Annotated in this window: 18 protein-coding genes and 2 riboswitches; of the genes, 10 read left to right on the forward strand and 8 right to left on the reverse strand. The window is 71.4% G+C overall.

Going from position 1 to position 25,616, the window contains the following annotated elements; translation table 11 throughout:
• The first annotated feature begins 2 nt into the window (after positions 1-2).
• Both ACZ3I4_RS19725 and ACZ3I4_RS19730 read left to right on the forward strand, forming a co-directional pair.
• On the forward strand, positions 3-2,552 hold the full coding sequence (locus ACZ3I4_RS19725) for an ATP-binding protein (RefSeq protein ID WP_465383388.1): 2,550 nt from the start codon (positions 3-5) through the stop codon (positions 2,550-2,552).
• A 14-nt stretch (positions 2,553-2,566) separates the two neighbouring features.
• Positions 2,567-5,107: an ATP-binding protein gene (locus ACZ3I4_RS19730; RefSeq protein ID WP_465383389.1), complete on the forward strand. Its 2,541-nt coding sequence runs from the start codon at positions 2,567-2,569 to the stop codon at positions 5,105-5,107.
• 64 nt (positions 5,108-5,171) lie between these two features.
• On the opposite strand, the gene ACZ3I4_RS19735 is transcribed toward ACZ3I4_RS19730, so the two are convergent.
• Positions 5,172-7,085 (reverse strand): hypothetical protein, encoded by a 1,914-nt coding sequence (locus ACZ3I4_RS19735; RefSeq protein WP_465383390.1) that lies wholly within the window; start codon positions 7,083-7,085, stop codon positions 5,172-5,174.
• Between the two features lie 814 nt (positions 7,086-7,899).
• Between ACZ3I4_RS19735 and ACZ3I4_RS19740 the strand changes: the two genes are divergently transcribed.
• Complete coding sequence (locus tag ACZ3I4_RS19740) at positions 7,900-8,721, forward strand: tetratricopeptide repeat protein (protein WP_465383391.1); 822 nt, start codon at positions 7,900-7,902, stop codon at positions 8,719-8,721.
• A gap of 63 nt (positions 8,722-8,784) precedes the next feature.
• On the opposite strand, the gene ACZ3I4_RS19745 is transcribed toward ACZ3I4_RS19740, so the two are convergent.
• The 7 genes from ACZ3I4_RS19745 to ACZ3I4_RS19775 all read right to left on the reverse strand — a co-directional run bounded on the left by ACZ3I4_RS19745 (position 8,785) and on the right by ACZ3I4_RS19775 (position 16,633).
• Positions 8,785-10,224, reverse strand: coding sequence for an L-serine ammonia-lyase (locus tag ACZ3I4_RS19745; RefSeq protein ID WP_465383392.1), 1,440 nt, complete (start codon positions 10,222-10,224; stop codon positions 8,785-8,787).
• Positions 10,225-10,265: 41 nt separating this feature from the next.
• A riboswitch (glycine riboswitch) is annotated at positions 10,266-10,350 on the reverse strand.
• Between the two features lie 3 nt (positions 10,351-10,353).
• Positions 10,354-10,447: riboswitch (glycine riboswitch) on the reverse strand.
• An 85-nt stretch (positions 10,448-10,532) separates the two neighbouring features.
• The gene (locus ACZ3I4_RS19750) at positions 10,533-11,723 is read right to left on the reverse strand and encodes a glycoside hydrolase family 16 protein (RefSeq protein ID WP_465383393.1); all 1,191 of its coding nucleotides are present in this window, start codon (positions 11,721-11,723) and stop codon (positions 10,533-10,535) included.
• Between the two features lie 38 nt (positions 11,724-11,761).
• Positions 11,762-12,640, reverse strand: coding sequence for a carbohydrate ABC transporter permease (locus ACZ3I4_RS19755; protein ID WP_465383394.1), 879 nt, complete (start codon positions 12,638-12,640; stop codon positions 11,762-11,764).
• Positions 12,637-13,527, reverse strand: coding sequence for a carbohydrate ABC transporter permease (locus tag ACZ3I4_RS19760; RefSeq protein ID WP_465383395.1), 891 nt, complete (start codon positions 13,525-13,527; stop codon positions 12,637-12,639). The genes ACZ3I4_RS19755 and ACZ3I4_RS19760 overlap by 4 nt, the downstream gene beginning before the upstream one ends.
• Positions 13,527-14,948, reverse strand: coding sequence for an N-acetylglucosamine/diacetylchitobiose ABC transporter substrate-binding protein (gene ngcE / locus ACZ3I4_RS19765; RefSeq protein ID WP_465383396.1), 1,422 nt, complete (start codon positions 14,946-14,948; stop codon positions 13,527-13,529). The genes ACZ3I4_RS19760 and ngcE overlap by 1 nt, the downstream gene beginning before the upstream one ends.
• Before the next feature lie 15 nt (positions 14,949-14,963).
• The gene (locus ACZ3I4_RS19770; RefSeq protein ID WP_465383397.1) at positions 14,964-15,710 is read right to left on the reverse strand and encodes a sugar isomerase domain-containing protein; all 747 of its coding nucleotides are present in this window, start codon (positions 15,708-15,710) and stop codon (positions 14,964-14,966) included.
• Positions 15,707-16,633, reverse strand: a complete 927-nt coding sequence (locus tag ACZ3I4_RS19775; RefSeq protein WP_465383398.1) for a MurR/RpiR family transcriptional regulator — start codon at positions 16,631-16,633, stop codon at positions 15,707-15,709. Before ACZ3I4_RS19775 ends, ACZ3I4_RS19770 begins: the two co-directional genes overlap by 4 nt.
• Before the next feature lie 86 nt (positions 16,634-16,719).
• Here ACZ3I4_RS19775 and ACZ3I4_RS19780 point away from each other — a divergent pair, with 86 nt between their 5' ends.
• From ACZ3I4_RS19780 to ACZ3I4_RS19810, 7 genes are all read left to right on the forward strand, one after another.
• Complete coding sequence (locus ACZ3I4_RS19780; RefSeq protein WP_465383399.1) at positions 16,720-17,634, forward strand: N-acetylglucosamine kinase; 915 nt, start codon at positions 16,720-16,722, stop codon at positions 17,632-17,634.
• A 97-nt stretch (positions 17,635-17,731) separates the two neighbouring features.
• Positions 17,732-18,652, forward strand: a complete 921-nt coding sequence (locus tag ACZ3I4_RS19785) for a GNAT family N-acetyltransferase (RefSeq protein ID WP_465383400.1) — start codon at positions 17,732-17,734, stop codon at positions 18,650-18,652.
• A gap of 387 nt (positions 18,653-19,039) precedes the next feature.
• Entirely contained in the window at positions 19,040-20,314 is a 1,275-nt protein-coding gene (locus ACZ3I4_RS19790) for a glycosyltransferase (protein WP_465383401.1), read from the forward strand.
• Positions 20,311-21,840, forward strand: coding sequence for an ArnT family glycosyltransferase (locus ACZ3I4_RS19795; RefSeq protein WP_465383402.1), 1,530 nt, complete (start codon positions 20,311-20,313; stop codon positions 21,838-21,840). The genes ACZ3I4_RS19790 and ACZ3I4_RS19795 overlap by 4 nt, the downstream gene beginning before the upstream one ends.
• A complete protein-coding gene (locus ACZ3I4_RS19800) occupies positions 21,837-22,994 on the forward strand; it encodes a glycosyltransferase (protein WP_465383403.1) in 1,158 nt (385 codons plus the stop codon). Before ACZ3I4_RS19795 ends, ACZ3I4_RS19800 begins: the two co-directional genes overlap by 4 nt.
• The gene (locus ACZ3I4_RS19805; RefSeq protein WP_465383404.1) at positions 22,991-25,075 is read left to right on the forward strand and encodes a galactose oxidase-like domain-containing protein; all 2,085 of its coding nucleotides are present in this window, start codon (positions 22,991-22,993) and stop codon (positions 25,073-25,075) included. Before ACZ3I4_RS19800 ends, ACZ3I4_RS19805 begins: the two co-directional genes overlap by 4 nt.
• Positions 25,072-25,581, forward strand: coding sequence for a hypothetical protein (locus tag ACZ3I4_RS19810; RefSeq protein ID WP_465383405.1), 510 nt, complete (start codon positions 25,072-25,074; stop codon positions 25,579-25,581). The genes ACZ3I4_RS19805 and ACZ3I4_RS19810 overlap by 4 nt, the downstream gene beginning before the upstream one ends.
• Positions 25,582-25,616 lie beyond the last annotated feature (35 nt).

The following is a 25,616-nucleotide window of genomic DNA, read 5'->3' on the forward strand; positions in this document are numbered from 1 at the left end:
TGATGCCGCACGCCCCGCTGCCCGATCCCGCCGAGGCCGGCTCCCTCGACGACCTTGTCGAGCGGCTGCGCCGGCTCAAGGCGCACAGCGGCGACCCGTCGTACGACACCATCACGGAACGGGTGAACTCCGCCTGGACCGGGGCCGGGCGGCCGGCGGCCGAGCTGGCCCGGCGGTCCACCGTGGCCAACGCGTTCGCGCCCGGCCGGCGGCGGCTGAACACCGAGCTGGTGCTGGCCGTGGTCCACGCCCTGCACCCCGACGACGGCTATGTGGACCGGTGGCGGCAGGCGTTGCGGGTGGTGGCCGGGGAGCTCGAGGCCGTGTCGCAGGTGCGGGTGCAGGGCAGCCTGCCGCAGGATCTGCCCGGGTTCACCGGTCGGGACGGCGAGCTGGACACCCTGGCCAAGGCCGCGTACGCCGGCGACGCCGTGGTGATCTCGGCGCTGGAGGGCATGGCCGGGGTCGGCAAGACCCAGCTGGCCGTGCACGCCGCGCACCGGCTCCACGAACGCGATCCGTTCGAGCACATCCTGTTCGTCAACCTGCGCGGGTTCCACCCCGACCGGTCGCAGCCGCCGGCCGATCCCGCGGCGGTGCTCGACGGGTTCCTGCGCCTGCTCGGGGTGCCCGGCACGAAGATCCCGCACGGGGTCGAGGCACTCGCCGCCGCGTACCGGGAAAGGCTGGCCGGGCGGCGCGTGCTGGTGGTTCTGGACAACGCGGCCGACGCCGAGCAGGTGCAGCCACTGCTGCCGGACACGCGGGATTGTCTCACGTTGATCACCAGCCGGCGCCGCCTGACCGGGCTGCGCACGGCGACCTATCTGGCGGTCGACGTGTTCAGCCCGGCCGAGGCCGTCGGTTTCCTGGCCGCTTCGGTGGGCGACGTGCCGCCCGGCCCTGACCCGGGCGCGCTCGACGTGATCGCGCGATGCTGCGGATACCTGCCCCTGGCGCTGAGCCTGATCGCCGGGCACATCCGCAACACCGCGGGCTGGACGCTGTCCGACCACGCCGACCGGCTGGACGAACGCCACCGCGAGCGGCGCCTCGACAGCGGCGTGGAGCTCGCGCTCGACCTGTCGTACCGGCATCTTCCGCCCGCGCAGCAGCGGGTGCTGCGGCTGGCCGCGCTGCACCCCGGGCAGGACTTCGACGCGTACGCGATGGCCGCCCTGACCGGCGCGAGCCTCGAGGACGCCCACCTGTGGCTGGGCCGCCTGCGCGACGACCACCTGATCCTGGAGGCCACACCGGGCCGGTTCAGCCTGCACGATCTGGTGCGCGCCTACGCGGAGAGCCAGGCGCACGACGTGGACCGGCCCGCGGAGCGGCGAGCCGCCCTGACCCGCCTGTTCGACCATTACCTGGCCACCGCGGCCGCCGCCATGGACACGCTGCACCCCCTGGAAGACGAGAAGCTGCGTTCGCGGATTCCCGAAGCCCGTACCCCCGCACCCGCCCTGGCCGAGCCGGAGACCGCGCTCGCCTGGCTCGACACCGAGCGGCCCACCCTGCTCGCTCTGGCCTCGCTCGGCTGGCCGGAATACACCACCCTGCTCGCCCGGACCATCGCCCGTTATCTGGGCGGCGGCCACCACAACGAGGCGCTGACGTTGCACAGCCACGCGCTGCGCGCGACCCGGGCCGACGACGACGCGGAGGGCCAGGCGTTCGCGTTGTCCGGCATCGGCGTGGCGCACGTGCGGCTGGGCCGGTCCGATCCGGCCGAGGAGCACCTGCAGCAGGCGCTCGAGAAGTTCCGGGAGCTCGGCGATGACGCCGGGCAGGGCCGCGTGCTGTTCAACCTGGGCGTGGCCGCGGAACGGGCCGGACGATATCCCGCCGCCATCGACTACAAGCTGCAGGCTCTCGAGCTGGACCGGCGGGCCGGCAACCGGATCGCCGAGGCCACCGACCTGGTCGGGGTCGGTTCCGTGCTGGAGCGGGCGGGCCGTCCCGACGAGGCCGTCCCCTACTACGAGCAGTCGCTGATCCTGTCGCGCCAGACCGGCAACCAGGTCGGCGAGGCGTGGGCCCTGCACGGCCTCGGGGAGCTGCACGAGCGATCGGGACGCTACGAACAGGCCCGCGAGCACCTGCTTCAGGCCCTGCAGGCGCACCGCCAGACCGGCAACGGCCACGGCGTGGGCGGCGCGCTGGACAGCCTCGGCGTGCTGCACACCCGCTTGGGCGAGGTAGACCAGGCGGTCGTCTACTACGCCGAGGCGCTGGCCATCTTTCGCGAGGCCGGCAACCAGGACCACGAGTCGTGGGTGCTCAACGGCCTGGGCGAGGCGGTCCGGGTGGCGGCGCGGCACGCGGAGGCCCTGGAGTACCACTCGTCGGCCCGCACCCTGGCCGCCGCGCTCGACAACCGCCATCAGCTGGCCCGGGCCCACGCCGGCATCGCCCGGGCCCACCAGGCGCTGGGCCACCCGGCCCGGGCGCGCCCCCACTACGAACAGGCTCTGGCCCTCTACACCGACCTCGGCGTCCCCGACGCCGGCGAGATCCGGGCCGAGCTCGCATCTCTGCCCCGCCCCTGATCCTGGAGTCACCGATGCCCTCCGCGCAGTTGCCCGACCCGGCCGAGGCCGGCTCCCTCGACGATCTCGTCGACCGGCTGCGGCTGCTCAAGGCCCAGGCCGGCAACCCCTCGTTCGATGCCCTGACCGAGCGGGTGGCCGCGGCCTGGACCGCGGCGCGCCGGCCGGGCCGCTCCACCGTGGCCGAGGTCTTCCAGCCCGGCCGGCGCCGCCTCAACACCGACCTGGTCCTGGCCGTGGTCGGGGCGCTGCACCCCGACGAGGACTATGTGGACCGGTGGCGCCGGGCGCTGCGGGTCATCGCCGGTGAGACCGAGGCGGTGTCCCAGGTGCGGGTACAAGGCAGCCTGCCCGACGATCTGCCGGGGTTCACCGGCCGCCTCGGCGAGCTGGACGCGCTCCGGCAGGCCGCCGACGCGGGTGGCGCCGTGGTGATCTCGGCGCTCGAGGGGATGGCCGGGGTCGGCAAGACCCAGCTCGCCGTGCACGCCGCGCACCGGCTCCACGAGAAGGAGCCGTTCGACCACGTGCTGTTCGTCGACCTGCGCGGGTTCCACCCCGACGAGTCGCAGCCCCCGGCCGATCCGGCGGCCGTCCTGGACGGGTTCCTGCGCCTGCTCGGCGTGCCCGGCAACCGGGTCCCGCACGGCCTGGACGCGCTGAGAGCCGCCTACGCCGAGCGGCTCACCGGCGTACGGGCCCTGGTCGTCCTGGACAACGCGGGCCACACCGACCAGGTCCGTCCGCTGCTGCCGGGCGCCCCGGGGTGCCTCACCCTGATCACCAGCCGGCGGCGCCTCACCGGCCTGCCCGCTGCGACCTCCCTCGCGGTCGACGTCTTCTCGGAGGCGGAGGCGGTCGACTTCCTGACCGATGCCGTCGCGGGAGTCCCCCTCGGGCCCGACCCGCGGGCGCTCGCGGCGATCGCCCGGCACTGCGGCTACCTGCCCCTCGCGCTCAGCCTGATCGCCGGGCACATCCGTCACACGACGGGCTGGAACCTGACCGACCACGCCGAGCGGATGAGCCGGCGCCACGAGGAACAGCGCCTCGACTCCGGTGTCGAGGTGGCCCTCGACCTGTCCTACCGGCACCTGCCCGCCGCCCGGCAACGGCTGCTGCGCCTGGCCGCCCTGCACCCGGGTCAGGACTTCGACGCGTACGCGGCGGCCGCGCTGATCGGCACCGACCTGGCCACCGCGCGGGCCGGGCTGGAGGAGCTGCGCGCCGACCACCTGGTTCTGCCGGCGTCCGAGGGCCGCTACTCGTTCCACGACCTCGTCCGCGCCTACGCGGCGACGCAGGCCCTCGAACAGGAGCGCCCGGCCGACCGCCACGCGGCGCTGACCCGCCTGTTCGACCACTACCTGACCACGGCCGCGGCGGCCATGGACACCCTGCACCCGGGCGAGGAGGCGGACCTCCGCGCCGAGATCCCCCCGGCCCGTACGCCCGCACCCGATCTCAGCGGTAGCGGGGCCGCGCTGGCCTGGCTCGAGACCGAGCGCCCCACCCTGGTCTCGGTGGCCGCGCACACCGCTTCGCACGGCTGGCCGGCGCACACCACCCGGCTCGCGCGGACCGTCGCGCGGCACCTGGGCGGCGGCCAGCACAACGACTCGCTGACCATGCACGGTCATGCCCTGCGCGCGGCGCGGGACGCCGGTGACACCGAGGGGCAGGCGGTCGCCCTGTCCAACATCGGGGTCGCCCACCTGCGGCTGAGCCGTCCCGAATCCGCCGAGGAACACCTGCGGCAGGCCCTCGAACTGTTCCGGCAGGCCGGCGACGACGCCGGACAGGGCCGCGTCCTGTTCAACCTCGGCCTCGCCGCCGAGCGCGCCGGACGGTACCCCGCGGCCATCGACTACAAGGTCAAGGCCCTCGAGCTCAACCGCCGGGCCGGCCACCGGGTGGTCGAGGCGACGATGCTGGCCGGCATCGGGTCGGTCCTGGACCGGGCGGGACGCCTGGCCGAGGCGGCCGACTACTACCGGCAGTCGCTGGCCGTGGCCCGCGAGGTGGGCAACCCGGCGGTCGAGGCCGGGGCGTTGCACGGGCTCGGCGAGATCGACGTGCGGGAGGGCCGGCCCGAGGCGGCCGACGACCACCTGCGGCAGGCGATCGAGCTCTATCAGCAGACCGGCAACCGCCACGGCGAGGCAGGCGCCCTCGACAGCCTCGGCGCGCTGCACGCCAGCCTGGGCTCGATCGACCGGGCGTGCGAGTCCTACGAGCAGGCCCTGGCCATCTTCCGCGAGGCCGGTAACCAGGACCACGAGTGCTGGGTGCTCAACAGTCTCGGCGAGGCGCTGCGGGCGGCCGGCCGCGACGCCGAGGCGCTGGCGCACCACACGACGGCCCGCGACATCGCCGCCGCCCTCGACAACCGCCATCAGCTGGCCCGCGCCCATGAGGGCATCGGCCAGTCCCTGAGCGATCCCACCTCGGCCCGAGCCCACTACGAGCTGGCGCTCTCGCTCTACACCGAGCTGGGCGTCCCCGGCGCCGACGAAGTCCGTGCCCTGCTCGCCGGGGTCACCGGCAGCCGCTGAGCGGGGGCCTCCTCCGGTGACACGTGGCCGGCGGCGGGCATCGACCCGCCGCCGGCCACACTCGTCACGGCTGGGCGCGGGGGCCCTGCGGGTCGAGGGTGTCGATGAACTCGTGCGGGCTCTTCACGTCCGGTTTCGCCCGCTCACCGGCGGCCTCGGCGGCCATCGCCTTCGCGGCCGAGGACGGGTCGACGCCCGCCTTCTTGGCTCCCGCGACGACCTTGCCGTACGCCGTATCGGCCAGGGCGTACGCGGTCCGGTACTCGTGCTTGGCGAACGCGGCCTTGGCCAGCCCCAGCAGCGCGTCGGCCGCGGCCAGGTCACCGCGGGCCTTGCCGCCCGGGATCGTCGCGGCCAGCCGATTCGCGGCCTCCCAGTAGGCGGCGGTCAGGAACCGGTCGCTGTTGTCCCGGTCGAACTGCGAGAAGTCCCAGTTGACGTCGATGTAGCTCATCATCGAATTGCTCTCGTCGCCCGACCAGGCGAAGAACGTGGGACCGCTCGGGCCGTAGGCGAGGCCGCTCTCGCTGTCGTAACCGTCGTGCGGGTGCGACATGCCCAGGTGGTGGCCGACCTCGTGGATCGTCGTGGTGGTCAGCCCGTAGCCGCTGTCGACGATGCTCTTGGAGAGGAAGTTGAACACGTACGACTGGGTGCCGGTCGCCCAGTCGTCGTCGGCGAACCCGAGCAGCGACGGGTCGACCTCCGGCGGCAGGACGTAGTTGAAGACGGGCAGCTCGTAGTCGACCTTGCGGCCGTCGTCCTTGGTGCGGGCCAGGTTGTCCCGGTTGTAGAGGAACAGGTTGGCGTCCGACGGCAGCCCACTGTCGGGATAGCAGCTCACGCCCGTCTCGAAGCCGTCGTAGCACTCACGATTCTTGGCGTCGAGCGCGAAATCCTGGTTGTCGTAGTCGAGCCGGTTGCGCCAGCGCAGCTCGGACAGCTCCTTCACCACGAGCTTGGGCGTCATGTACTGCTCGGACGCGTCCACGCCGGGCCAGCCCTCGTACGTGTTGCTGTCGATGTTGATGGATCGCGGCGGCTCGGCCGTCGGCAGCTCGACCGGGTAGAGCGGCGACGTCGTCATCAGCAGGTTCATCGCCACATAGCGCGTGATCTTGCCGAGGTCACCGGCCAGCGCGCCGGGCGCACGATAGCCGTTGGCGGCATATTCCCAGATCGGCGGCATGCGATAGTCGGGCTCGTCGTCACCGTCGACGTCGGGGTTGGTCACGTCGTAGTTCTCGGTCACCGACTCGGGCCCGGCCGACAGGTCGTGGAACCAGACCCGCCGGGTGGCGCCGAGACCGGTCTCCTCGTCGTCGGCGGTCGTGCCGCCCCAAGCGATCATCTTGCGGCTGTCACGGTTGGCGCCGAAGTCGTAGCCGGTGTCGGGATCGGGCTCGCCGGTCTTGGTGTAGACGTGGAACTTGAAGTCGGACCGCCCGTACCAGTTGACGAAGAAGACCGTGTTGCGCCGGGTGTCCACGCCCGACGGCGGGTGGAAGGCCAGGTATTTCTCCACGCTCGGCGCGTCGATCGTGTGGTTGGCCGTGATGTCGAGGACGGCGCCGGGCTGCGCGTTGTAGGCCGTCTGATACTGCGTGAGCGGCGCCGGCTTGGCCAGCTTGGCGAGCTGCTTGAAGAACCTGTCCTCGTACGCCCGGTCGGTGTATTTGAGGCGGTAGTCGTATTTGTAGGTGATGCCGAGTTTCTCGACCACGTCGTACGACAGGCGCGAGCGCACGACCGGCTCGTACCGCTTCGCGAGCTCGCCGCTGAAGGCGCCCGCCCCGACCTGCCCCGGTTCGTAGCCGACGAAGACCACGTTGACCGGCACCGTCTCGGTGAGCTTGGGCTGCCCGCCGGGCGTCAGAAAGTGATAGCGGTATGCCGGAGCCGCCGCGCCGGCCGGGGTAGCGGAAGCCCCGACCAAGGCGGCGACCAGCAGTGCGATGAAGGCGCCTCTCCGTCTCATGCGCACACGTAACCATCAGCGCCCGCCGATGGGAAGTCCCCTGTGGATAACTTGCATCGAAGCCGGTCAATTGTGGATAACCGCCGGCCGACCGGGAGAATTCGCTACGGTGCCGCGCATGAATCCCGATGCCCCGGTCGTCACTCGTTCGATTGATGCGGCCATGTTCCGCACCCGGCCGCTCCCCCGGTCCGCGTCCGGCAATCCCGGCCAGGATCTTCGCCGGCAGCGTCCCCACCAGCGAAAGCAACCGTCCGCGGCCGAGATTCAAGACCGTTTCCCGGTACGCCCGCGGGGCCGGGCGCCCGCGGGGCGGCGGCTATAACCCATGTCGTACGCGCACGTGCATCCCGCCGTCGAGGAGGTTGCCGTCATGGGGGCGCCAGAGTCCGTCCCGGCCGTCGAGCCCGGGTCCGCCGTCCCGAGCGCCGCCGTCCCGTCACCCCGGCCCGCAGCGGACCCGCCAGGCACCGGCGACACACCCGCCGCCGCCGGCGGCCGGCCGCCCGGTCCGTCGGGCCCGGCTGGTCCAGCCGATGCGACCCGTCCGGCCGGACCCACCGGTCCAGCTGATCCCGCCGGCCCAGCTGATTCCGCTGAGCCGGCTGACCGCGCTGGGTCGGCTGATGGCGCTGGGCCGGCCGACCCCGCTTGGCCGACTGATCGCACTGGGCCCACTGATCGCGCTGGGTCCATTGACGGCGCTGGGCCGGCCGATGGCGCTGGGCCCACTGATGGCGCTGGGTCCACTGATGGCGCTGGGCCGGCTGATCGCGCTGGGCCGGTCGGGACGGTGGGGACATCCGTGCCGGGGGTGCCGAGGCAGCGGGGACCGGCGGGGGCGCCCGACGACATCGGGCGGGCGCTGGAGACGCTCAGCGAGCAGCATCCGGCGGCCGCGCAGCTGCTGTGTTTGTGCGCGGTTCTGCATCCGGCGCCGGTGCCGGTCGACGTGTTCACCCGGTCGCTGCCGATCTTGCCGCGCCCGCTCGGCGGGGTGGCGCCGTTGCAGTTCAACGGTCTGGTGGCGGCGCTGGCCGAGCCCGGCCTCGTGCAGCGGGGCAGCCAGGGTCTGCGGGTGCCCGATCCGGTGCGGGCGGCCGTCCGCGACGATCTGGGCGACGAGGCGGCGGGGGTGTGCCGGGCGTACGCGGGAATTCTGGTCGCCGCGGCCGTGCCCGATCAAGTGGCCGACCCGTCGGCGTGGCCACGCTGGGCCGCCCTGGCGCCCCACCTGATCGCCTCGGACGCCGCGCACAGCACCGACCCCGTGCTCCGGGCGGCCGCCTGCAGCCTGGTGGTGAGCCTGCTCCACCGGGGGAAGGCGCGCCCGGCCCGGACGATCGCCACCGAACTGCACACCGGCTGGCGCGAGACGCTGGGCCCTGACCATCCCGACACGCTGCGCTGCGCCCACGAGCTGGCCCGTTCCCTGGTGGCCGCGGGCGCGCTGCTGCCCGCCCGCAAGCTGCTCGACGACACGGTGGACCGCCTGGTCGGCACGCTCGGCACCACCCACCCGCAAACCCGGGTGGCCGCCGAGACCCGTCGCGGGGTCCTGCTGCGCATGGGCGGAAAGCCCCGGCCCGACGGCACGCGGGGAAAGGCCGCCCACCGCCGCCGGAAACAGCCCTGATGTGAAACGCCCAGCACGCAACGGGGGCCGGGCTCAGCTAGTCACCCGTTGACGTCAGGGTGATCAGCATTCGATGACGTTCACGGCCAGGCCGCCCCGCGCGGTTTCCTTGTACTTGACCTTCATGTCGGCGCCGGTCTCCTTCATCGTTTTGATGACCTTGTCGAGGGAGACGTGGTGGCGGCCGTCGCCGCGCAGGGCCATGCGGGCCGCGGTTACCGCCTTGACCGCGGCCATGCCGTTGCGCTCGATGCACGGGATCTGCACCAGGCCGCCCACCGGGTCGCAGGTCAGGCCCAGGTTGTGCTCCATGCCGATCTCGGCCGCGTTCTCCACCTGCTCGGGGGTGCCGCCCAGCACCTCGGCCAGCCCGGCCGCGGCCATCGCGCAGGCGCTGCCGACCTCGCCCTGGCAGCCGACCTCGGCGCCCGAGATGGAGGCGTTCTCCTTGAACAGCAGGCCGATCGCGCCCGCGGCCAGCAGGAAACGGACCACGCCCTCGTCGTCGGCGCCGGGGACGAAGTTCATGTAATAGTGCAGAACGGCCGGGATGATGCCGGCCGCGCCGTTCGTGGGGGCGGTCACGACCCGGCCGCCGGCCGCGTTCTCCTCGTTCACGGCCATCGCGTACGCGGTCAGCCACTCCATCGAATGCTCGACCGGGTTGCCGGCCGCCCGCAGCTGACGGGCCGTCGCCGCCGCCCGCCGGCGCACCTTGAGCCCGCCCGGCAGCACGCCCTCGGCCTCGAGCCCGGCCGCCACGCAGTCCCGCATGACCCGCCAGATCTCCAGCAGGCCGGTACGGGTCTCGGCCGCGGAACGCCACGCCGTCTCGTTCTCCAGCATCAGCCGGGAGATCGACAGCCCGGTCGACGAGGTCAGGCCGAGCAGGTCGGCGCCGCTCGCGAACGGGTGCGTCAGCGGGGTGCGGTCGGCGCGGACGACGCCCGTCTCGTCCAGCACGAACCCGCCGCCCACCGAGTAGTACGTCCTGCGCAGAATCTCCGAGCCGTCGGCGGCGTACGCGGAAAAGGTCATGCCGTTGGGATGCCCGGGGAGCGTGCGACGGCGGTGCAGCACCAGGTCGACGGCGATCTCGGCACCGGACGGCAAAGTCAGCGCCCCGCGCGCGTGGATGGCCGCGGCCCGCGCGTCGGCCGTGGTCACGTCGACCGTCTCGGGGTCGGAGCCCTCGAGCCCGAGCAGCACCGCCTTGGGCGTGCCATGCCCGTGCCCGGTCGCGCCGAGCGACCCGAACAACTCCGCCCGAACGAGCGAGACGGGCGAAGCCTGCGGAAGCGAGACGGGCGAAGCGGGCGGAACCGACACGGGCGAAGCCTGCGGAAGCGAGACGGGCGAAGCGGGGGGAACCGACACGGGCGAAGCGGGTGGAAGCGAGCCCAGCAGGGTGGAGAACATGCGGGCGGCGCGCATCGGGCCGACCGTGTGGGAACTGGACGGGCCGATGCCCACCGAGAAAAGGTCGAAAACAGACACGGCCATGGGGAGGCTCCCTAATCCGGCAAAAAGGTAGGCCTCCCTCGCTCTGTCATGGGGCCTGAGAGCTTCATCGGCCGGCGAACGGCCGATTTGCACCTTGGGCGCGGGAAGGTTCCCGGCTTTCCAGAGTTGCCGGCCACAGCGGTACGGGTGCCTGAGAGATTCTGAGGGAGAAGTTGCTCCTTCGGCGCCCCCCAACCCGAGGGGACTCTCCCGCTGCAGCCAAAGCGGTATGAAGTTGTGTGGACGCAACGTATCAAGATCCTGCGGGAAGCGGGACGTGAGCGCCCCGCTTCCCCCAGGTTAACCGGCTAGCAGCGGCCGAGGTCCTGCCACTGCTCGGTCCAGCCCGGCTCCGAGCCCTGGGTCCAGTAGCGGGCGCGCCACAGGTGCACGCCCTCCCCGGACTTGGGGCCGCTCGGGTCGCCGTACTTGCTCTTCTCGTGCTTCACCAGGTTGCCGCCGGTGTAAACCGAGCCGAAGGCCCAGTTCGGCGAGTTGGCACAGCTCGTACCGGGCGGCGTCGTCGGGGGTGTGGTCGGCGGCGTCGTGGGTGGGGTGGTGGGCGGCGTCGTCGGCGGGTTGCTGGTGCACCCTCCGGTCGAGGCCACCGTGTCGACGAACCGGCTGCCCGCCGTACGGTAACCGGCGGTCTGTGACGTCACCTGCGACGGCGACAGCACCTGGTTCTTGGCGAACAACACCCAGTCCACCTGCTCGACATACGTCGAGAGGCCGCCGGTGTGTGCCGCCGTGTCGATGAACCACAGGTTCCAATTGATCGTCATCGTCTGGCGCGGGAAGAACTTGCCGCCGTGATCGCCGACCTGCACGCCGTCGATGTAGTAGACGACGTGCCCGTTGGCCACCTGGGCCACCAGGTCGTGCCACCCGTCGAGGGAGCTGCGCTGCTCGGAGTGCAGGTTGTCGGCGTACCAGGGCTCGGCGCGGTACGTGTACCAGGTGGTCTGGTAGTTGATCGGCCCCTGCTCGCCCCAGCCCCCGTTGGGCAGGTACTCGCTGATGTCCAGCTCGCTGTAGGTCGGGTCGAGGTCGCCGTTGAGCGGGCTGATCGTGAAGAACGTCTGGTTGATGTGGTCGCCGTCGTTGCCGCTGACGGGGGTGTCGGTGAACCGCACCCGGCTGGCGTAGGTGCCTTCCAGGTAGCGCTTCTGGGTCGAGTACAGCTCGGCGTGGTTGGTGCCGGCGCCGGTGCCGTCGGTCGAGGCGGTCAGTTGCAGCACCTTCTGGCCGCCGCTGGTCGGGAACGTGATGTTGCTGGGTGACCAGTTGGCGCCGGGCACGCCCGGTCCGCCCTGGTAGCTGCGCGGGGTCCAGCCGTTGGCGGTCAGCGCGGCGTCGGAGGATGAGTTGTAGTGGAAGTCGTCGAACAGGTAGCCGCAGTCGGCCGCGGCGGCCGGTTCCGAGGAGAGGGCAACGGCGCCCGCCCCCGCGAGAACGGCGACCAGGGTGGCCGCTAATTGACGTCTGTCGATCTTCACGAGCAGACTCCTCCCAAAGAGGAATGGGGATGGGGGTGTTACTTGACCGCGCCGGCGGTCATTCCGGCGCGGATGTGCCGTTGGAACGCGACGTAGGCGATCAGCACCGGCAGCATGGCGATGGTCAAGCCGGCGAACAGACCGCTCCAGTCGCTGCGATACCCCTGGCTGACCGACAGGGCGGCCAGACCCTGCGCCAGGACGTACCGGTCCGGGTCGGGATTGAGAACCAGCGGAAGCAGGTACTGGTTCCAGAGCCCGAGGAAATTGAAGATGCCGACCGCGAACAGCCCGGGGCGGGCCATCGGCAGCATCACGCGGAAGAACACCGCGCCGTGCGAGCAGCCGTCGAGAAACGCGGCCTCGGCGATCTCGCTGGGCAGCGTGCGGAAAAAGGAATGCAGGAAGAACACCGTGAACGGCACCGCGTACGCCGCGTAGACCAGGATCAGCCCCGGATAGGTGCCGAGCAGTCCCAGTTGCTGCACGACGAAGAAGAGCGGGACCAGCGCCAGGAACACGGGGAAGAACATCGCGGCGACGAACAGGTAATAGATGACCCGGTTGCCGCGGAACTGATAGCGGGCCAGCGCGTACGCCACCAGCGAGCCGAGCAGCATCGTCAGGATCAGCGCGCCCCCGACCACGATCAGGCTGTTGAGGAAGTAACGCCCGATGCTGGCCGCCGTCCAGGCCCGTTCCCAGTTCTCGAAATGCAGGGTCGAGGGCGGCGACCACGGTTCGTTGAGGATTTCGTTGTCCGACTTGAACGAGCTCACCACGGCCCAGAGCAACGGCAGGGCGGTGACCACGGCCCAGCAGAACATGGCCAGGCCGGGAAGGGGATTGCGAACGGTCCGCCGGGCCGGCGCGGGCGGGGTGACCTGCGGAACCGGGCGGGTTTGCAGCATCGTCATGCCAGCTCCAACCGCTCTTTGCGACCCGCCCGGAGGGCGAAGACGGCCAGGGTCAGAGTGGCGAAGAACAGCGCCACCCCCATGGCCGAGGCATAGCCGAATTTCCCGTACGAGAAAGCGGTCCGGTAGAGCGACATCCCGATGACCTCGGTGGCGCCGTCCGGCCCGCCCGGCCCCACGGTCATGATCTGCACGACCGCGAAGGCGTCGAGCGCCGCGATGCCCAGATAGACGAAGGCGACCTGCACCGATTCGCGGACGAGCGGCAACGTCACATTCCAGAACGTGGCCCATTTCCCGGCCCCGTCCAATTTGGCCGCCTCGAACAGCTCGCCCGGAATGCCCTCGATGGCCGCGCTGAACAGCACGACATAGAAACCGACCGACGACCACACGAGCACCGCCATCACGGCGATCAATGCCCACGCCGGTTCCGCCAGCCACGACCTCGCCAGCCCGCCGAGTCCGATCGCGCGCAGCCCCGAATTGAGCAGGCCGGTGTTCGGGTTGTAGACAAAACTCCACAACACCGCGATCACCACGAGCGACAACAGCTGCGGGAAGAAATACACGATCCGATAGCCCTGTCCGAGCCGCGACGACGAATGCCGCAGCATCGAGGCCAGGAACAGGCCGATTCCGATCGTCACGAGCGGCACCACGGCCAGGAGCACCAGGTTGTTGCGCACCGCGTCGAGGAAGAGGGAGTCGCCGCCGAGGCGGACATAGTTGTCCACCCCGACGAACGACGCCTGGCCGGCCACCCCGGTCCAGTCGGTCAGCGACAGGTAGAAGGCCTGCGCGTACGGCGACAGCACGAAGACGACGTGCAGCACCAGAGCCGGCACCAGCGCGCCGAGCAGGAACCGCCAGCGGCCGTGCCGCATCAGCGCGTGTACTTCGTGACGGTGGAGTCCTTGGCCAGCGCGTCGGCCGCCTTCTGGATGCGGTTCGACCAGTCGGTGGGCGAGATCCGCTTGTTGACGAGCTCGCCGGTGGCGTCGTCGACGGCCTTGGCCAGCGGGCCGTACCAGGTCCGGAACTTGTAGGCGAACGCGTCGGTCTTGGCCGCCGTGACCGTGTCGCGCACCGAGCCCAGCCCGGACGACAGGGTGAGCCCGTCGGTCGCGCCGGCCACCGACGGCAGCGTGCTGTTGGCCTCGGCGAACGCGGTCGCCGACTCCTTCGAGAACAGGAACCGCAGGTACTCCTTACCGCCCGCCGCGTTCTTGGCCTTGGCCGGCACCACGAACGACTCGCTGCTGGCGGCCTGCACGGCGGTGACCGGCAGCTTGTCGGACGCTCCGAGCGCCGGAACCGTGCCCATGACCATGTCGAAACCGGCCGGGGCGACGCCCTTCTGCTCGCTCTCGAGCCACGACCCGCACGGGATGAAGGCCGCCTTCTTCTGGCACCACGCGGCCTGCGACTCGGTGTGCGACAGCGCCTCCGAACCGCTCATCAGATAGCCCCGCCCGGCCAGCTCGGCGAACGCGGTCGCCGCCTGCACCAGCCCGTCCTGCTTCCAGGCCCCCGGCTGCAGGTTGTCGACCGCCTTGACCAGGTCGAGGCCGCCCGCCTTGGCCGCCATGGTGAGCAGCGGGTCGTTCATGTACTCGGGATACTTGCCCTGGTAGGTCCAGGGGGCGACACCGGCCTTCTTGATCGTGGCGCACAGCGCCAGCATCTCGTCCCACGTCTTCGGGTACGTCCAGCCGCGTTCGGCGAAGAAGGGCTTGGAGTACCAGAGACCCCAGACCGTGTACGTGAAGTTGAGCGCGACGGTCTTGCCGGCGAACGTGCCGTCCTCGATCACGCCGGGCAGCAGCGTGTCGCGGACCTTCTTGCCGGGCTGATCGAGGCTGGGCGCGTCCAGCAGGTCGGTCAGATCGCTCACCTGCGAGGCGCTGACCAGGGTGCCGATGTCGAGGCGGCCGGCGCCGGTGTTGTCGACCACGTCGGGCGGGTTGCCGCCGACGAAGCGGGGCTGCATGGCCTCGCCGACCTTCTGCAGGCCCTTGTGGTCGATCTTGGCCTGCGGGTACTTCGCCGTGTACTTCGCCTCGGCCTTGATCGCGTAGTCGTCGCCGTACCCGCCCTTGAAGACGACCACCTCGAGGGGCGCGTCGGCCTTCACCCCGAGCGGGTTCTCCGTGGTCTTCTCGGCGCCGCTGTCCGCGGGCGCGTCGCTGTCCTTGCCCGAGGTGACACAGGCCGACAGGGCGGGCACGGTGACCGCGGCCACGGCGGCCGTCTTCAGCAGGGCTCTGCGTGTGGGATATGGTCCGAGCTGGGAATCAGGGTTCATCACAGGGCTCTCTTCCTATGCGGTGCGCCGGATGCGCCCGGCGTACCGCGCCTCGATCTCTGCGTTGTGTTCCTTGCCGCCGGGCACGTTGTCCGACAGGTAGACGGGCGGGGTGATCCCCGCCTCGAGCAGCCGCGCGACGACCTCGGTGATGATCTGCTGGGCCAGCAGGGCCGCGGTGATCGACGAGACGGCGCCGACCGCTCCCCCGCCGGGCAGCGGGATCGTGGCGTCGCCGTACGGGGCGCCGTTGTCGAGCACCACGTCGGCGATCTCGCCGAGCTTGCGCCCGCTCGCGTGCCGCGACGGCACGCCGGCCGAGTGCTCGGCCGAGGTGATCGCGACGAGCTTGTGGCCCCGCTCCTTGACCAGCAGCGCCATCTCGACGACGGCGCCGTTGACGCCGGAGTTGGAGGCGATGACGAACACGTCGTCGGGCTTGATCGGGGCCAGATCGTAGAGCCGGCGCGCGATCTCGGGCCGGCGTTCGACGCCGGGGTCGGCCAGGACCGAGAGCGGCTCCCCGCCGTACAGGACGATGTCGCGCAGGGCGATCCGGTTGGTCGGCACCAGTCCCCCCGCGCGACCGGCGATCTCCATGGCCAGGGCCTCGGAGTGCCCGCAGCCGAAGGCCTGGATCACTCCCCCGTTCCGCACGGCCTCGGCCAGGAGGTCGGCCGCGGCCTGTTTGGCCTCGTGCTGGCCGCCGCCGACGCGGTCGACGACCTCTTTCACGACCGCCAGATAGTCAAAACTGGTCACGACTGTCCTTTCGAACGCCCGCGCTTGCGGGTAGGGATCTTTTCGGGCAGTCGGTGGGCGTCGACCGCGCGCACGGTCAGCTCCAGCGCTTCGGCGGTCCGCTCGAAGGTGCGCTGCGCGACCGCGACGTAGATCAGGTCGAGGATCAGCAGCTGCGAGTGCAGGGCGGACAGCGCGGCCAGCCGGAACGTCGTCTCCTGCACGGCGGTGGTGAACACGACGTCGGCCACCTCGGCCAGCGGCGAGCGGCTGAAGCTCGTCACGGCCACGGTGAGCGCGCCGTGGTCGGCCGCCTCGGCCATCGTTTCGATCACTTCCCGCGTACGCCCGGAGTGGCTGAGCCCGATGGCCACGTCACCCGGCAGCGTGAGGGCGGCGTTGGTGAGCGCGGTGTGCGAATCGGTGCGGAACCAGACCGGGACCCGGATGCGCTCGAGCCGGAACGCCATCTCGCGGGCGGCCGTGCCGCTGGAGCCGAGCCCGAAGATCTCGACCCGCTTGGCGCCGGCGATCGCCTCGGCCACCCGTTCCACCGCGGCCACGTCGAGCCCGGCCGCGGTGCCCTGGATGGCCCGGGTGTCGGCCGCGGTCACCACCCCGAGCACGTCGGTGAGCGGATCGCCGGGCGCGATGTCGCCGCTGATGTCGGTCTCCCAGCGGGCCTGTTCGGCCCGGCCGGTCTCGGTGGCGATCGCGACCCGCAGGTTGGCGTAGCCCTTGAAGCCCAGGGTGCGGCTGAACCGGGTGACCGTCGCGGTCGAGGTGCCGGAGCGTTCGGCCAGGTCGACGATGCTGGCGTGGGCCGCCGTCTCGGGATCGGCCAGAATGGTCTCGGCGATGCGCGCCAGGGCCTCCGGCATCTGCGGGCCCTCCATGCGCAGGCGGCCGAGCAGGCCTCCGCTCTCACCGGTCACGTCGGTCATCCTTTTCATCGATTGCTGTTGCCGATGAAAATTACGACCGTCGCTGCCTCTAGTCAATAACTGTTGCCTATGTTTCGATTTCCACCATGGACCTCGTCGTGGGCTTGGACGCGGGCGGCACGGCCTCGAAGGCCATCGTGGCCACACTGGACGGGCGGATCGTCGGGCGGGGAACGGCGGGGGCGGGCAATCCCTTGACGACCGGCGCCGTGGCGGCGGCCGCGGCGATGGGCGGCGCGGTGCGGACGGCCCTCGCCGGCACGCCGCCGGGACGGGTCGTGCGGGGTGTGCTCGGCGTGGCCGGGGCGAGCGCCGTGGCGACCGGCGACGGGCTCACCGCGTACGGGAAGGTCTGGAAAGGTCTGGGTCTGAACTGCCCGATGGTGCTGGTCGGCGATGCGGTGACCGCCTTCGCCGCGGGGAGCCCGGCGCCGGCCGGCGTGGTGCTGATCGCCGGCACCGGAGCGATCGCCGCGCAGGTCGAGGGCGAGGACGTCGTCCGTACGGTGGACGGCAACGGCTGGCTGCTGGGCGACGCGGGCTCGGGCCGCTGGATCGGGCTGGCCGCGCTGCGCACCGCCGTACGGGAATGGTCGTCGCCCTTCGCGGCCACGATCGCGGCCCGGGTGGGCGCCGGCTCGGCCGACGAGCTGATCCGCTGGGCCCAGGCGCTGCCGTTCGCCGAGATCGACGCGCTCGCCCCGGTGGTCTGCGCCCTGGCCCGCGAGGCCGACCCGCACGCCCGGGCGATCACGTCGGCGGCCTCGGCCGAACTCCTCCGCACCCTCGACGAGCTGGCCGTGGAGGGCCCGGTCGTCCTGGCCGGTGGCCTGCTGGCCGCCGACACCCCGGTCCGCGACGGCGTGCGGGCCGTCCTGCGTGGCCGGCGCGTCGAATGCGTGCCCAGCCGGGACCCCGCCGCCGCCGCGGCCTGGCTCGCCGCCCGCCCCCTGTCCCCCTTGCCGCCCGAGGCGCTGCACGCCGCCCTGATGGCTCGGTGAGGGGGTTCACGCAGCGGCTAAATGAGGTGCTCCCGACGGCCGGGCCGGGCATGATCGGCGGCAGTCGACAGGAAAGGAGGGTTCCCATGCTCACGTCATGTTCATCGGCGCCCACATGGAGGCTTCGTTGCTGTACCGCACCATGGCCGAGTCCGATCTCGGTCCTGTCCTGACCTGTCTGTCCGAACCGTCCGTCAACACGACCACCCGCGAGCGGTTTCTCGAGCATCTGGCCGCCCGCAGCTACCGCCACGAATGGACCTGGCTCGCCTTCGACGGCGGCACCCTGGCCGGGCTGGCCGTCTGGTGGGGTTTCCCCGAAGGTGACCGGCCGCTCGCCCTCGACGCCCTGTGGGCGGACCCGTCGGTCACCGATCCCGTGCCGGTGTGGGCCGCGCTCATCCGGCAGGTTCCGCCGCCGGCCGAGTACCACATCTTCACGGTCCCCGAGCACCGCGACGACCCGGGCATCGCGCTCCGGTTGCGAGCCGCGGCCGAGGCGGGGCTGAAGAATCTCAACGAGCGTTACCGGTACGAATGGACCAGCGCGACACCGCTGCCCGGCCGCTCGGATCGGCTGACGTTCGCGCCCGCCACCGACGAGGAGTTCGTGGACGCCTTCGAGCGGATCTCGGAGGGCAGCCTCGACGTGGCCACCCGCGAGGGTGTCGCCCGGCACGGCGCGCGGGCCCAGGCCCTCGAGGATCTGGCCGACTACAAGATGATGCCCGGGCCCCGGGAGCTCTGGCGGCTCGCGTACGACCGGTCGGGCAAGCTCGCCGGGGCGGCGCTGCCGTCGGCCAACGCGGGCGGGCCGGTGGTCGGCTACGTCGGTGTCGTGCCGTCGCAGCGCGGCCACGGATACGCCGCCGATCTGCTGGCCGAGATCACGGGGATCCTCGCCGCCGGGGGCGCGACGACGATCCGGGCCGACACCGACAGCACGAACACCCCGATGGTGGCCACCTTCGAGCGGCTGGGATACCGGAGGTTCGCGCTCCGGCTGGTCGCTTCCTGACCCACCGAATCAGCCATTTGTTCGCCGTGAATGGTGACCTGGGATACAGTTTTTCTCCGGTCGCCAATTGTCCGAGGTTCGGATATCCATTGTGGAACGCAATTGAGGCAATGCGTTAACACGCGCGACTCAATGGTCCGGCGGATCGGCCCGTTGCGCCGGGATCCCGTGATGAGCTACGGGATCCCAGCGCTCCGGGGCTGACCGATCGGCCGGGAAGAGCCGGACATGCCGGATTTGGTGTTGCGTCCCATTTCCGGCCCGAGAACGCTTTCCGGCGGGCTGTAAAACCCACGACAGTCCACTTGATACGAAGCAGCCGAACCCGGTTAGGCTCTTTTCCGCAGGGCGATAGTGAAAGCCCGCCAGAAAACCGGGGAAGAGGCCATGACATTGGCTGCCGTAATCATGATTGTCGTGTCACTGGTGCTCGCGGCCTTCGCCGCGGTCACGCTGTGGTGGACCATGCACGCCTGGCGCACGCCGGAGACACTGGCCGGCACGCGCTTCGCTCCGCCCGACGGGGAACAGCACCTGACCTTCTCGCTGCTGCTGCCGGCCCGCCATGAGAAGGCCGTCCTCGAGCACACGGTCGAGCGGCTCCTGCGGTCCACGCACGAGGCCTTCGAGATCATCATCATCGTCGGGCACGACGATCCCGAGACGGCCGAGGTCGCCAACCGGGTGGCGGCCACGGCGCCGGGACGGATCCTGGTCGTGACCGACCACAACGAGCAGAAGAACAAGCCGCGTGCTCTCAATACGGCCCTCCCCTACGTACGGGGGGATGTGGTCGGGGTCTTCGACGCCGAGGACCAGGTGCATCCGCTGCTGCTCGAGCACGTCGACCACGCCTTCCGGGCCACCGAGGCCGACGTGGTGCAGGGCGGCGTTCAGCTCATCAACTTCCACTCGAGCTGGTACAGCCTGCACAACTGCCTGGAGTACTTCTTCTGGTTCCGCAGCCGGCTGCACCTGCACGCCCGCAAGGGATTCATCCCGCTCGGCGGCAACACCGTGTTCGTCCGCACCGACGTGCTGCGCAAGGCCAACGGCTGGGACGGCACCTGCCTGGCCGAGGACTGCGACCTGGGCGTGCGGCTCTCCAGCCGGGGCGCCAAGGTCGTGGTCGCGTACGACGCCACGATCGTCACCCGCGAGGAGACGCCGCACTCGGTGGGCGCCCTGCTCAAGCAGCGCACCCGGTGGCATCAGGGCTTCCTGCAGGTGCTGCGCAAGGGCGAATGGCGGCGGCTGCCCACCTGGCGGTCGCGGATGCTCGCCCGCTACACGCTGACCAGCCCGTTCCTGCAGGCGTTCTCGGGCGTGGTCATCCCGGTCGGCGTGGCCATCGCGATCGTGGCCCGGCTGCCCGTGCTGGTCGCGCTGTTCACGTTCCTGCCGGTGCTGCCGATGGCGGCCACCCTGATGTTCCAGATCGTCGGGCTGCACGACTTCGGCCGCGAATACGAGCTGAAGATCCGCTGGCACCACTACGCCCGGCTGGTTCTCGGAGCCTTCCCGTACGCCCTGGTCCTGTCGACGGCGGCGCTGCGCGCGGTCTGGCGCGAGTACACCGGCCGGCGCAACTGGGAACTGACCGCCCACGTCGGGGCGCACCTGCCGGCCCCCGCCCCCGCCCGGGAGAAGGTCGCCGCATGACCGTCCTCGAACTCGTCCGGCCCGCGCCCTCTCCCCCTCCCGTTCCGGCCGCGAAACCGCGGGACCGCACCGACCTCTTCGTCGCGGCCGGCCTGACCACCGTGGTGCTGGTCCTGCTCGCGTGGAACATCACCGGCTTCCCGGCCGCCAGCGACGACGAGGGCACCTATCTCGCGCAGGCCTGGGCCGTGCAGCACGGCCGGGGTCTGGCCCACTACACCTACTGGTACGACCATCCGCCGCTGGCCTGGATCCAGCTGGCCGCCGCCTCCTGGCTGCCGGGCCTGGTCGCACCCGGTCTGCTGGCCGTGGCCGCGGGCCGGATCGCCATGCTGCCGGTGCAGGCGGCCGGTCTCCTGCTCGTCTACGTGATCGGGCGGCGCGTCGGCCTTCCGCGCTGGGCGGCCGGGCTCGGCCTTCTCGCGTACGGGCTCTCGCCGCTCTTCCTGACCATGGGCCGGCAGATCTATCTGGACAGCTTCGCGGTCGTGTGGATCCTGGCCGCGCTGGCCCTCGCGCTCTCCCCGACCAGGCACCTGTGGCACTTCGCCGGGGCCGGGGCGGCTGTCGCGATGGGCGTGCTGTCCAAGGAGACCATCCTGGTCATCCTGCCCGCCGTGCTGGTCGCGCTCTGGCAGAACACCGCCCGCAGCACCACCCGCACCTGGGCGTTCGGCGCGTTCGCCAGCGGCCTGATCCTCGTCGGCTGCTTCTACCCGCTGTACGCGCTGCTGCGCGGCGAGCTGTTCCCCGGCGAGGGACACGTCTCGCTGCTGGGCGCGGTGCAGTTCCAGCTCGGCTCGCGGTCCGGCTCGGGCAGCATCTTCGAGGCCGGCTCGGGCGCCAACTCGCTGCTGCACTCCTGGATGTACTACGACAGCATCCTGCTCGTCGCGGGCGCGGTCGCCACCATCGCCGGGCTGGCGCTGCGCCGGTTGCGGCCGGTGGCGGTGGCCGGCACGATCCTGATCCTGGTCGCGCTGCGGCCCGGCGGCTACCTGCCGGCCATGTACGTGGTGCAGGTGCTGCCGTTCTTCGCGCTGGCGATCGCCGGGGTGTCGGCCTTCCTCCTGTCCCGCGTCCGGCGCTGGTGGAAGTGGACGGCCATCGCCCTCGCCGTCGTGCTCGCGGCCACCGTGGTCGCGCCGCGCTGGTATGTCGGCGACCGCCGCGCCCTGACCGCCAACGACAACGCGGCGTACGTGCAGGCGGCCCGATATCTGCGGGCCCAGCCGCCCGCCACCGTGGTCGTCGACGACGTGCTCTGGCTGGACTGCGTCAACGCCGGCTACCCCGAGGACCGGGTGATCTGGTTCTACAAGCTGGACCTCGACACCGAGGTCGCGGCCCGGCTGCCCGGCGGCTGGCGCGACGTCGACTACATCGTCTCCTCCCCGGCCCTGCGCCAGGACCCGGGAACGCTGCCCACCGTCACCGCCCTGCTCAGGAACAGCACCGTGATCGAGTCGTTCGGCCCGGCCGACGGCGCCATCGAGATCCGCAAGGTCACCAAGGAGCCGGCATGACCATCACTCCCGTACGCACCCCGATGCGCGGCACCCTCGGCGAGCTGCCGGTCGGCACGGCGGTGAAGCAGACCGTCGTGGTGCCCACCTACAACGAGCGCGACAACATCGGCACGCTGCTCGAACGGCTGGCGTCGGCGCTGACCCCGGGCGACACCGAGATCGTGTTCGTGGACGACAGCACCGACGACACCCCCGACGTGATCCGGGCCGCCGCCGCGGAATGCGCGATCCCGGTCACCGTGCTGCACCGCGAGCACGCGATCGGCGGGCTCGGCGGCGCGGTGGTCGAGGGTCTGCGCGCCGCCCGCGGCGAGTGGATCGTGGTGATGGACGCCGACCTGCAGCATCCGCCCGAGGTGGTGCCGGCCCTGGTCGCGGCCGGTCGCCGCGACGGCGCCGACCTGGTCGTGGGCAGCCGCTACGCGGGCGGCGGCAGCAGCCGGGCCGGTCTGGACGGCGGCTACCGGCGTCTGGTGTCGGGCGGCTCCACGGTGGTCACCAAGGTGATCTTCCGGAACAACCTGCTGCAGGTCAGCGATCCGATGAGCGGCCTGTTCGCGATCCGGGCCAGCTCGCTGGAGACCGGCGAGCTGCGGCCGCTGGGCTACAAGATCCTGCTCGAGCTGATCGTGCGCAACCGGCCCGGCCGCATCGTCGAGGTCCCGTACGCGTTCCAGCGGCGCCACGCCGGCGAGTCCAAGTCGAGCCTGGCCGAGGGCGTACGTTTCCTCAAGCACCTGGCCATCCTGCGGTTCGGGGCCAAGCGGACCCGGATGCTGGTGTTCGCGATGATCGGCGTCTCCGGGCTGCTGCCCAACCAGGCCGCGCTCTGGCTGCTGCACGCGGTGTCCGGGATGCACTACGTGCCGGCCGCGATCGTGGCCAACCTGATCGCGGTCGGGTGGAACTTCGCGCTGACCGACGCGCTGCTCTATCGCAACCGGCGCCAGCATCGCAGCTTCGCCGGGCGGATCAGCCGCTTCTTCCTGCTCGGCAACGCCGACCTGCTGCTGCGGGTGCCGCTCCTGGCCCTGCTCGTCTCGGGCCTGCACGTCGGGGTCCTGATCGCCAACCTGCTCACGCTGCTGGTCTCGTTCGTCGTCCGGTTCCTGGTCCTCGACGGTCTCGTCTATCGGGTCCGCCGCCCATGAGACCCTGGCTCAGCTCCCGGAACCGCCGCGACATCGGCATAGTCACCGCGCTGTCCCTGGTGCTGGCTCTGGCGCTGCCCACGCCGCCCGCCTCGGCCGGGGCCAACCTGGTCGCGAACGGCGGCCTGGAAGCGGTGGGGGCCGACGGCTTCCCGGTCTGCTGGGAACGGTCCGGCTGGGGCGACTCGCCGTACACCTTCGACGTGACCGGCCAGGCCCGCACCGGCGCCCGGGCCATGCAGATCACCCTCGACCGGTCGGCCCCCGGCGACCGCAAGGCGATGATGCTCGAGGACTCGTCCTGCGCGCCCAACGTCACGCCGGGCCACCAGTACGACCTGAGCGTCTGGTACACCACGACCACGCCCGACACCGTGATGACCGTGTTCCGCCACGACGTCGCGCGGGGCTGGCTCTATTGGACCGACCTGGCCACGCTCGCGGTCACCCCGGCCTATCAGCAGCAGACCGTACGCACCCCGGTCGTGCCGCCGGGCACCGACCAGATCGTCTGGGGCGTCACGATCTACGGGGCGGGCACGCTGCGGACCGACGACTACCGGATGGAGGACGTCACCCAGCCCGCCCCCGGCACGACCGCGTGCACCGCGGGCGCGGCCTGCACCGAGGGCGCCTGGCAGGTGCTGCCGTTCGACACCCCCGTACGGGCCATCCACGCTGTTGTCCTGCACAACGGGGACGTGCTGCTGGTCGCCGGCTCGGGCAACAATCCCGGCGACTTCGCGGCCGGCGCCTTCAAGACCGCCGTCTACAAGCCGTCGACCGGTGCCTTCCTCGTCGTGCCGACCCCGGCCGACCTGTTCTGCGCCGGGCACGTGCAGCTGGCCGACGGACGTGTGCTGGTGATGGGCGGCAACAAGGACTATCCGTCGGCCGACGGGACGGTGGGGTACAAAGGCCTGCGCGACTCGTTCGTCTTCGACCCGGCCACCAGCAGCTACACGCGCGTCAACGACATGAGCGCGGGCTCCTGGTACCCGTCGGCGACGATCCTGGGCAACGGCGACGTGATCTCGCTGGGCGGCCTCAACGAGGACTCCTCGGGCATGGTGGCCACCCAGTACTTCGACGCGAGCCAGGAACGCTGGCTGGGGCTGGGCGAGGCCAACCAGACCTGGAACTTCTGGGGGCTGTACCCCTCGATGATCCTGATGCAGGACGGGCGGCTCTTCTACACGGGCAGCCACGTCTTCGGAAACGGGCTGCCCGGCACCGGAGCGTCGATCTACGACTACGGCGCGAACACGATCACGCCCGTGCCCGGCCTGCGGAACAAGGACCAGCGCGACCAGTCGATGAGCGTGCTGCTGCCCCCGGCGCAGGACCAGCGGGTGCTGACCGTCGGCGGCGGCAACATCGACAGCAACCCGGACGCCCACCGGCTGACCGACCTGATCGACCTCAAGCAGCCCGCCCCTGCCTACACGGCCGGGCCGCTGCTGCCTTCGGGCACGCTCACCGGCGGGGTCGCGCAGACGCCGGCCCAGGGCAAGATGTACGTCTCGGCCGTGCTGCTGCCCGACGGCAAGGTGTTCGAGACCGGCGGCGCGCTGCACAACCGGGCCGACCCCGTCTACGAGGCGTCGATGTTCGACCCGGCAACCAGCAGGTTCACGGCCGGCATGGCGGTCGACCCGGTGGCCCGCGGCTATCACTCGTCGGCCTTCCTGCTGCCCGACGGCCGGGTGATGGCGGTCGGCAACAACCCGGGCGACGGCTCGTTCGACACCCGCGTGTCGATCTACTCCCCGCCCTACCTCTTCCACGGCGCGCGGCCGCAGATCCGCACGCTGGAGGACGACACCTGGGCGTACGGGAGCTCGAACACGATCACGGTCGACGGGCCGGTCCTCAAGGCCGAACTGATCCGGCCGGCCGCGGTGACCCATTCGAGCGACCCCAACCAGCGCTTCGTCGACCTGCCGATGACCGTCACCGGCGGCACCATCGGCCTCAACCTGACCAGCAACCCCAACCTGGCCCCGCCCGGCTGGTACATGCTGTTCGTGGTCGGCGCCAACGGGGTCCCCTCGGTGGCGAAGTGGGTGAAGGTCGGATGACCCCGCGCCGGGCGGCCGTGGCCGCCGTCCTCGTGCTGCTCGCCGCCGCGGTCGTGTCGCTGCTGGTGCACCGCCCGGGGCCGGTCCGGCCGTCCGGGGCCGATCGACTTGCCCGGCCCGCGCCCTCGGTGGCCGCGGCACCCCCGCCCGCGGTGGTCGCCACGGAGAAGGCTGCCCGGTCCTCGCCCTCTCCGTCCCTCTCGTCCGCGGCCCGGCCGGCGCCCGCTTCGGCTCCGGCGCCCTTCGTGCAGACGTTCGCCGCTCAGCCGGGCGCCGAACCGTTGCCCGCCCGGCCGTCACCGACCACCCCCGTCCCGGTGCCTGCCAACGTGGACGGCTGCGACCGCGGCTACGGCACCCGCGTCCAGTGCGTGCCGTGGACCTTCCCGCCCGCGGTCACCGATCGGTGCGCGTGGCTGGCCGAGCGCGGCTTCACCGGATTGACCGTGCACGGCCCGGATCGCCACCGGCTCGACCCCGACCGCAACGGCATCGCCTGCGACTGACGGACCGGCGGATATGACAAGATCTGAGGGCGGAT

The organism is Actinoplanes sp. NPDC021490 (assembly GCF_055562135.1).